Origin of the sequence: Exiguobacterium sp. s161 (genome assembly GCF_018619045.1) — a bacterium.
In the GTDB taxonomy this organism is placed as follows: Bacteria; Bacillota; Bacilli; order Exiguobacteriales; family Exiguobacteriaceae; genus Exiguobacterium_A; species Exiguobacterium_A indicum.
In genome coordinates this window covers 383691-392190 of the sequence record NZ_JACSNH010000002.1, presented here as the reverse complement: position 1 = coordinate 392190, position 8500 = coordinate 383691, and the positions used below count along the sequence as shown (strand labels likewise).

At 48.4% G+C, this 8500-nt stretch carries 9 protein-coding genes; 8 read left to right on the top strand and 1 reads right to left on the bottom strand.

Annotated features, from left to right (window positions below):
• Window positions 1–120: 120 nt before the first annotated feature.
• Window positions 121–447: an Hpt domain-containing protein gene (locus KNQ14_RS09545; protein ID WP_214860874.1), complete on the top strand. Its 327-nt coding sequence runs from the start codon at window positions 121–123 to the stop codon at window positions 445–447.
• A gap of 46 nt (window positions 448–493) precedes the next feature.
• Here the strand turns inward: KNQ14_RS09545 and KNQ14_RS09540 are convergent, their stop codons facing one another.
• Window positions 494–1372 (bottom strand): chemotaxis protein CheV, encoded by an 879-nt coding sequence (locus tag KNQ14_RS09540; RefSeq protein WP_023467660.1) that lies wholly within the window; start codon window positions 1370–1372, stop codon window positions 494–496.
• A gap of 218 nt (window positions 1373–1590) precedes the next feature.
• Here KNQ14_RS09540 and KNQ14_RS09535 point away from each other — a divergent pair, with 218 nt between their 5' ends.
• The 7 genes from KNQ14_RS09535 to KNQ14_RS09505 all read left to right on the top strand — a co-directional run bounded on the left by KNQ14_RS09535 (window position 1591) and on the right by KNQ14_RS09505 (window position 8499).
• The gene (locus KNQ14_RS09535; protein ID WP_214860839.1) at window positions 1591–3030 is read left to right on the top strand and encodes an NADP-dependent glyceraldehyde-3-phosphate dehydrogenase; all 1440 of its coding nucleotides are present in this window, start codon (window positions 1591–1593) and stop codon (window positions 3028–3030) included.
• Window positions 3031–3203: 173 nt separating this feature from the next.
• Window positions 3204–4175, top strand: coding sequence for an MBL fold metallo-hydrolase (locus tag KNQ14_RS09530; protein WP_214747732.1), 972 nt, complete (start codon window positions 3204–3206; stop codon window positions 4173–4175).
• Window positions 4175–4933: an SDR family NAD(P)-dependent oxidoreductase gene (locus tag KNQ14_RS09525; RefSeq protein ID WP_214747735.1), complete on the top strand. Its 759-nt coding sequence runs from the start codon at window positions 4175–4177 to the stop codon at window positions 4931–4933. The genes KNQ14_RS09530 and KNQ14_RS09525 overlap by 1 nt, the downstream gene beginning before the upstream one ends.
• Window positions 4934–4952: 19 nt before the next feature.
• Entirely contained in the window at window positions 4953–6149 is a 1197-nt protein-coding gene (locus KNQ14_RS09520) for an ABC transporter substrate-binding protein (RefSeq protein ID WP_023467664.1), read from the top strand.
• Entirely contained in the window at window positions 6136–6894 is a 759-nt protein-coding gene (locus tag KNQ14_RS09515) for an ABC transporter permease (protein ID WP_214747738.1), read from the top strand. Before KNQ14_RS09520 ends, KNQ14_RS09515 begins: the two co-directional genes overlap by 14 nt.
• On the top strand, window positions 6891–7640 hold the full coding sequence (locus KNQ14_RS09510; RefSeq protein WP_251055778.1) for an ABC transporter permease subunit: 750 nt from the start codon (window positions 6891–6893) through the stop codon (window positions 7638–7640). Before KNQ14_RS09515 ends, KNQ14_RS09510 begins: the two co-directional genes overlap by 4 nt.
• Window positions 7612–8499, top strand: a complete 888-nt coding sequence (locus tag KNQ14_RS09505) for an ABC transporter ATP-binding protein (protein ID WP_214747741.1) — start codon at window positions 7612–7614, stop codon at window positions 8497–8499. Before KNQ14_RS09510 ends, KNQ14_RS09505 begins: the two co-directional genes overlap by 29 nt.
• Window position 8500: the final 1 nt, after the last annotated feature.

Genomic DNA, 8500 nt, shown 5'->3' with positions numbered 1-8500 from the left:
TCAACAATCGACCAAGAAAGTGTTTGGATTGGAAAACTGCATACGAGGTCTTTTCCGAAGAAGTGTTGCGCTTAATTTGACAAACCGTCTAATGCTAAGAAGCTCGAAGAACTTCAATCGATCGCGGGTGGGGATCACGCGTTCCTTCAAAAAATCGGAGAAACGTATATCGCGCAGTTCGATCGAAAGTTTCCTGAACTAAAAGATGCCGTCGCCAAGCAAGATGCTGAGCAAACTGAAAAGCTCGCTCACTTGCTAAAAGGTGCTTCCTATTCCGTTGCCGCTGATGATTTAGCTGATGATTTCGAACTGCTTGAAAAAGAAGCAGAATCTGGTTCAATGACCGGAACACAAGAAATCGTCGATCGGATTGAGCAATGCATGGTGGAATTCCGTGTCGTCTGGCTCGATGTGTTTACTGGAAAAAATCTTGACGCGCTGCGTTGAGCAATCGAATAGATCAAAAAAGCCGACATGCTGTCGGCTTTTTTTCTTATAAGACGTATGAATCGACCGTTTCGATCAAACGACCGATTTCCGGTTTCGTGATTTGTGCATTGACACCAACGGATTCACCTTTATGGCGTAAATCGTCGGAAATCAAGGAAGAGAAGACGATGATTGGCAATTCCGCATAACGATCATCTTCACGGAGTCGTTTCGTCAAGTGTAGTCCATCCATCTTCGGCATCTCGATATCGGTGATCAAAAGGTCACAGTTGCTTCCGTTCTCAAACGCATCAAAAGCTTCCTTACCATTGATGAACCACTTCAGTCCGTGATAACCGGCTTCCTCAAGTGTTTCAATGATCAATGTCCGGAGCATTTCCGAGTCTTCGGCGATCCAGATGACTTTGTCGGACCGGTCACGGGACTGGACGCGACGCCCTTCTTCGCGGGCGAAGATATCCTTGCGTGAGAGCTCAAGTGCGATTTTTTCGTAGTCGAGCAAGATGATCATTTTGTCGCCCGTTTTGACGACACCGTTCGTTAATCCCTCAATGCCACGAGCGAGTTCGTTTGGTGTATCGATCTGTTCCCATGAGATACGACGGATTTCCGTCACGGAATCGACACGCAGGACGCTTTTCTCCCCATTAAATTCACAGATGATCAATCGATCCTCGGTTGCTTCATCGTGTGGAACACCAATGACCGTCGGCAAATCGATGACTGTCATGACTTCGCCACGCAGTTCAATCAATCCTTTAACAGCGTCCGGTGTACCTGGGAGTGGTGTCATCGGGAGCGGAACGATGATTTCCCGAACCTTCATGACGTTGATTCCAAACGTGTATGGTCCGCAATGGAAGATGACGATCTCGAGTTCGTTCGTGCCGGCTTCTAATAAAATATCGTGCTGATTATACATATGGTTGTGCCCCTTTCCATTACCTTCACTTCACTTCTGACTAGTTATCGGCATGCTACGCTAAAAATTCTAGTTCTGAATTGACAAAAAAAGTGTTGTAATCGCTTTCATAATATGTTAAGCAAAAAGTTTGGCATTTGTCAGACCAATTGATTACAATAAGCTATGCAGCCACACACTGAAATGAGAGAGATAAAAATAAATGGAGGTAGAGTGGAATGACTACAGCAACAACCTACACATTTTTACTAGATGGACAATGGCATGAAAGTGAATCAAAAGAGACGATTGAAATCTCTTCACCATATAAAGAGGATCTTGTCGGTCGCGTCCAAGCGATGACAAAACCGGAAGTCGATCGTGCCATCGCTTCAGCGAGAGCGGCACAAGCAGAGTGGGCAAAACAACCAGCGAACAAACGGGCTGAATTGCTTCACGCGTGGGCAACGGAACTCGAAAAACGTGCGGACGAAATCGGTGAAGTCATCATGCGCGAAGTCGGTAAAGGACGTGCAGATGGCGTCAAAGAGGTCAAACGAACAGCTGAAATCATTCGCTACACAGCGGAAGAAGGTCTCCGTTTCGACGGTCAGATGATGCAAGGGGATTCGTTCCCTGGTGGTAGCGCGAAAAAAATCGCGGTCATCAAAAAAGCACCACTCGGCGTCGTGCTTGCGATTTCACCGTTCAACTACCCAGTCAACTTGGCAGCAGCGAAACTCGCACCTGCCCTCATGACAGGAAACGCCGTCGTCTTCAAACCGGCAACACAAGGTTCGATCAGCGGTATCTTGATGGTCGAGGCACTCGTCGCAGCAGGTCTTCCAGCTGGACTCGTCAACATCGTCACAGGTCGTGGATCGGTCATCGGTGATTACTTGACGACTCACCCGGGCATCAACATGATCACATTTACTGGTGGTACAGGCACTGGACAACATCTATCACGTCAATCGGCAATGATTCCACTTGTCCTTGAACTTGGTGGAAAAGACCCAGCGCTCGTTCTTGAAGATGCGAATCTGTCACTTGCGGCAGATCATATCATCAGTGGGGCGTTCTCTTACTCAGGTCAACGTTGTACAGCAATCAAACGCGTCTTCGTTCTTGATCATCAAGCGGATGCACTCATCGAAGAACTCAAGACACGAATCGCGAAATTGACAGTCGGTTCACCTGAACAAGACAGCGTCGTCGTGCCGCTCATCGATACGAAATCAGCGGACTTCGTCGAAGGCTTGATCACGGACGCAACAGACAAAGGCGCAACGCTCGTCACAGGTGGCGGACGTACGGCGAACTTGATCGAACCAACACTTCTTGACAACGTGACACGCGACATGCGTGTTGCTTGGGAAGAGCCGTTCGGACCAGTTCTTCCAATCATCCGTGTCAACTCAGTCGACGAAATGATTGCATACTCAAACGAATCAGAATACGGTCTTCAAGCAAGTGTCTTCACAGAGAATATCGATGCTGCGTTTGCAGTAGCGGATGCGCTTGAAACAGGTTCTGTTCAAATCAATGGTCGGACGGAACGTGGTCCTGACCACTTCCCATTCATCGGTGTGAAATCATCGGGTCTCGGCGTTCAAGGCGTTGGACGTAGCTTAGCTTCGATGACACGCGACAAATTAACAGTCCTCAACTTAAAATAAGTTTCTGACCGACCTTTCAATCTGCGGAAAGGTCGGTTTTTTGTGCATCCATTTCTCGCGCTTTAACGTAAGCTAGAAAACAAATGTCACCCTTTGACGCACAAAGTTTGGCGCTATAGCTTCATTCTCTCTATAATGAAAGAAAATGGACGAGAGAAAAGAGGCGTGTAGGTATGACTGTATCAGACGAAATCATCCCGATTCCGATTCCGACACCATTTCCGGTTGGAGACGTGAACTGCTATGTACTACGAACGGAAGGGGAAAACATCCTCATTGATTGTGGACCGGATACGCTTGAAGCATGGCAAACGATGCAACGGACGCTTGCACGACATGAACTTCAGGTCGAGGATTTAGATCGTGTCATCGTGACACATCACCACGCGGATCATGCTGGGATGGCACATCGCTTTTCAGAGAAAGGCATTCCCGTCTATGGACATGCGCGATTACGCCCATACTTGGAACAGGACGAGACCTTCTTGAACAACGGGGACGCATTCTTGCGTCGATTGGCGACATCGTTTGGCGTTCCGCTAGCGATTCAAGAGATGTTACCAAGCTATCAATCTGCCTTGAAATGGCTTGGAAAAGGTCAACTTGATTTTACATTAAAAGAAGGCGACGCAATTACGCCGTCTGGGCGATACCGGGTCATCGAACTACCGGGGCATGCAAGTGACCAAATCGGAATACTAAGTGACGATGGTGTGTTGTTCGCGGCTGATCACCTGCTCGACCGGGTCGAGCCGAATCCATTGCTCGAACAACCGCAACCAAGTGATGATGTGCTCGTAAAACGTCCTGTTCTTGCGTATCTTGACTCTTTAGAAAAATTACAAAGTGAGCAGATTCGAATCGCCTACACTGGACATGGTGCTCCGATTCGAGATGTTGCGGTACTCGTCGAAGAACGATTGATGCAACGCAAGGCACGTGGTGATCAGCTCTTGAAGTATTTTTCGGGAGAACATACGTTATTCGAATTAGCACAAGTGACGTATGGAAACCGATTAAAAAAATCATTCCCGCTTGTCATGAGTGAGATGAAAGCACGTCTCGATACACTCGTCGCCCGCGGTGCGATCACGGTCGAGAAACGATCAGGTATCCTCTACTATTCGAAAATGGAGGAAGTCTAATGCAACTCATCAACCGGACGATCGTCATCACGGGCGCTTCAAGTGGACTCGGGGAAGCACTGGCGCGCACTCTGCATAAAGAAGGCGCAAACTTGATTTTAATTGCACGACGCGAGGATCGGTTACAAACGTTAGCATCTGAACTCCAGGCAGACTACCTGGTCTACGATTTGGAAAAGGCGCCTGAAATTCTTGCGAAAACACTCGCAAATCGTTATGGACGGATTGATATTTTGATTAATAACGCAGGTTTCGGGGAATTCAGCTTCTTAGACGATACCTCGATTGAAACGATTGAGTCGATGCACCGGATCAACGTCTTAAGTCCCATTCGCTTAACGAAGGCATGTCTGCCATTACTGAAAGAAGGTGGCATGATCGTCAACGTGGCCAGTCAGGCGGGGAAGTTGCCGACACCGAAATCAACGATCTATTGCATGACGAAAGCAGCGATGTTGCAGTTTTCGAACGCGTTACGTCTGGAGTTACGTCCAAAAGGCATCCACGTCATGACGGTCAATCCAGGGCCGATCGCGACAGAATTTTTTGTCCGTGCGGATGTCGACCGGAAGTATGAGCAAAATGTCGCTTCCATCGTCCTATCGAAAGAACGACTAGCTTCGACTGTCGTCCGAGCAATAGAGCGGCGTAAACGTGAAGTCAATGCACCATGGTGGATGGAGTTATCGGCAAAAGGGTACGGCGTGATGCCACGGTTGATCGAGTGGTTAGGAAAACCGGGCTTCGATAAAAAGTGATGACGGAGGAGAACGACAAATGAAAACAAAGGTAATCAGCTTTCTTGCCCTAGGTACGCTGCTCGCAGGCTGTGGAACACCGGATGCGACACCGGAACCGAAGAATGTCTTGGGGACTTCTTATCAGACGATCGAAAAAGAAGCGGAAAAGTCAACGGTTCGGATGTACATGTGGGGCGGCGATGACGGCATCAATGCCTACATCGATGAGTATGTAGCACCGCGTCTGAAGAAGGAACACAACATCACGTTAGAACGGGTCCCGATCGAGACGGCGGATATCATTCAAAAACTGCGTGCTGAGAAGCAGGCAGGTAAGGAAAAAGGTGTCATCGATGTCGTCTGGATCAATGGCGATAATTTCTTGAATGCTAAAAAAGATGATTTACTCTATGGAGAAATCACAAAAGTCCTCCCGAACATGAAATATGTTGATGCTGCCGCACAGAGTTCAGATAGTGGTACGAAAACAGACGGACTTGAAGCCGCATGGGGGAAAGTTCAATATACGTTGCACTATGACGCAGCTGACGTGAAGTCGCCACCGACCGACTTGAAAGCACTGAAGTCATGGGTCAAGGAAAATCCAGGACGTTTCACTTATCCGGAAGTGACGGACTTTACGGGGAATGCCTTCGTCCGCCACGTCATGTATGGTGTCGAATCGAATGAAACCTTAAAAGACCCGAAAGCAGACTTCAAGAAGACATGGGCTTATTTGAACGAAATCAAACCGTATCTCTGGAAAAAAGGGAAGACCTATCCAAAGACACTTGCCCAACTCGATCAGTTATACGCGAAGGGAGACGTTGATTTCACGATGGGCTTCAACGAACGACGGGCTGAACAAGAAGTGAAGACAGGAACGTTTCCGAAACAAACACGTCCGATCGTCTTGAAGGATGGATCAATCGCGTCGACGCATTTCCTTTCCGTACCGTTCAACGCACCGAATCCGAAGGGCGCACTCGTAGCGATCAATACGTTGTTATCACCAGAAGCACAGTTGAAAAAATACGATGCGACGTATTGGGGAGACGGAACGAGTCTTGATTTATCGACACTGAATTCGTCAGAACAAAAGCAATTCGCTGATGTACCGGCTGCACCGTCGACACCAAAGCCAAGCGTCTTTGAAGGAAAGGTCCGGACGGAACTCGACCCATCCATTTTCGAGATGATCCGTAAGGAATGGCCGTCTCGTGTGGCGCGGTAACGCGTATCCTGCTGCACTCTTGATGGCAGGGATGGTCTTATACGGGTTATGGGTCAGTATCTCGATGACGACATCTGCTGATTACCGCGAGCTACTGACGGATGAGGTCTTTTTAGAGAGTCTAGCCGTCAGCAGTTATGTGGCCATCATCAGTACGGTGCTCGCGCTGATCATTGGTGTGGTGCTCGCAAGGCTCTTGAGCAGAACACGACTAGCTGTGTTACTTGCGATTCCTTTATTCATCCCTCATCTAGGAGCAGCATACCTCGCGATTCTCTATTTGAGTGATGTGCCTGTCATCGGACCGCATGAAAGGAATTATTTTAGTGTCATCCTGACGTATCTGTATAAAGAAATTCCGTTCGTGTTTTTTTATCTCTTACCGGTGGTCCGGCGCCTTGATTCGCGTTATCAAGAACTCGGTATGATGCTCGGTTTATCACCAGTGTGCCGATTCTGGCATGCGCGGGGTGTTTTTCTACTCGTTCCGATGCTTGAGGCAGCATTTATCTTGCTTGCCTTCATCCTGTTCGCATATGAGATTCCAGCACTGCTTGGCGTGACCTATCCAAAATTACTTGGCGTCTATGCATTCGATTTGTATACACAAGGCGATTTATCGGAGCAACCACTCGCTTTTGCAATGAGTGTCGTCTTGACGGGAGGACTCTTCCTCCTGCTATTGCTTATGACTGGTTTGACACGCCCACTGGCAACGAAGATCAGTAGGGGGCGAAGCGAATGATGAAAAAAATCAGTGTGACCGTATTCGTTGTACTCCTGTTCATCGTTCCTTTAATTGGTTTGATTCCAGGAGAGTGGAATTGGAATCCGCGCCTAGAAGCGACGCTCGGCACGACCGTCGCGATGATTTGTGCCGTCGTATTGTTAAATCATCTCTTCGGATACATGGCAGGAAAAGCGATTGCCTTTCAAACGGGGAAACGGATTCGTATAGCAGAGTTCTTGATTAGTTTGCCGCTGTTCGTTCCCGTGTTATTGCTATCATTCGGTCTCTATTTGACATGGATCCGTCTTGGTTTGGCAGATCGATTTTTTGGTGTCCTGCTCGTGTTGCTTCTGCCGACCTTACCCTATACAGTTCGCTTGTACACGAACGGATTTCAGGCGCTCGGAGAACGGATGCTTGAACAGATGGTCTTGATTGAGGGAAACCGGTTCAAGCGTTGGTTCTATTTGACGGGACCGATGCTTCGGTCGACGTTACAATCCGTGACGCTACTCGTCACGGTGATCACCATCAGTCAGTACGCACTGGTTGCGTTGATTGGTGGCGGAATCGTCCGCATGATTGCACTGGAAGTTTTTCCGGCGTATTCCGGTAATTCTCAAGGGGCGGCGCGTCTAGCGACACTCTGGTTGATTGGTTTACCCATCCTCTTTTATGCTGGACAAGCTATTATTTTTTCTAGTTGGATACGAATCGTACGGAGGCGTTTAAATGGAAGTCACGATACAACAAGTCAATAAACGTTTTGGAACGAAGCATGTATTATTTGATATCGATGTAAGCATTGCGTCTGGACAATGTGTGGCCTTAGTCGGACCGAGTGGTAGTGGGAAAACGACGCTTCTCCGCCTGATTGCAGGTCTCGAACGTGTGACGAGTGGAGTGATTCAGTTCGGCGACCGAGATGTGACTGTCCTTTCACCGAATCAACGTGGTGTGACGATGATGTTTCAACGGTCGCTGTTGTTCCCACATTTGAACGTCGAACAGAACATCCGTCTCGGTGCCAAACAATTAACACCGATTGAGCTCGAATCCTGGTTACATCGCGTCGGACTCGAGGGAAGAGGAAAAAGTGCTGTTCACGAATTGTCAGGGGGCGAACAGCAGCGGGCGAGTTTAGCTCGTGCGCTGGCGAGTCAACCGGACTTCTTGTTGCTCGATGAACCGTTCTCGAGTCTAGATGTACCGAGACGACGGGAACTACGGACATTGATTCGGAAGTTGACCGAGGAACAAGGTGTCACGACACTCCTTGTCACACACGATCGGGAAGAGGCAATGGCGATGGCGGATATCGTCTATGTCTTAGAGCACGGACGAATCGTCGATCATGGCACTCCAATCACACTTAGTCAGACAAGTCCGTTTTTTGGCGAAGGCATTCAGATTGAAGAAACATGGCATCCGCTGACGGCAGTCAACTTGGTCTCAAGACCGACGAAGGAAACGGATGAACGTGTTACGATTACGAAAGAACTCATTCAATACGGCGTTCGCTTCTACGAAGTAGAACGGGCGTCCGGAGAACGGCTCGTGCTTTCTTCAGACGAGACGATTCATGAGAAAGAAGGCTATATCGTTAGAAAGGAGGGGTGAC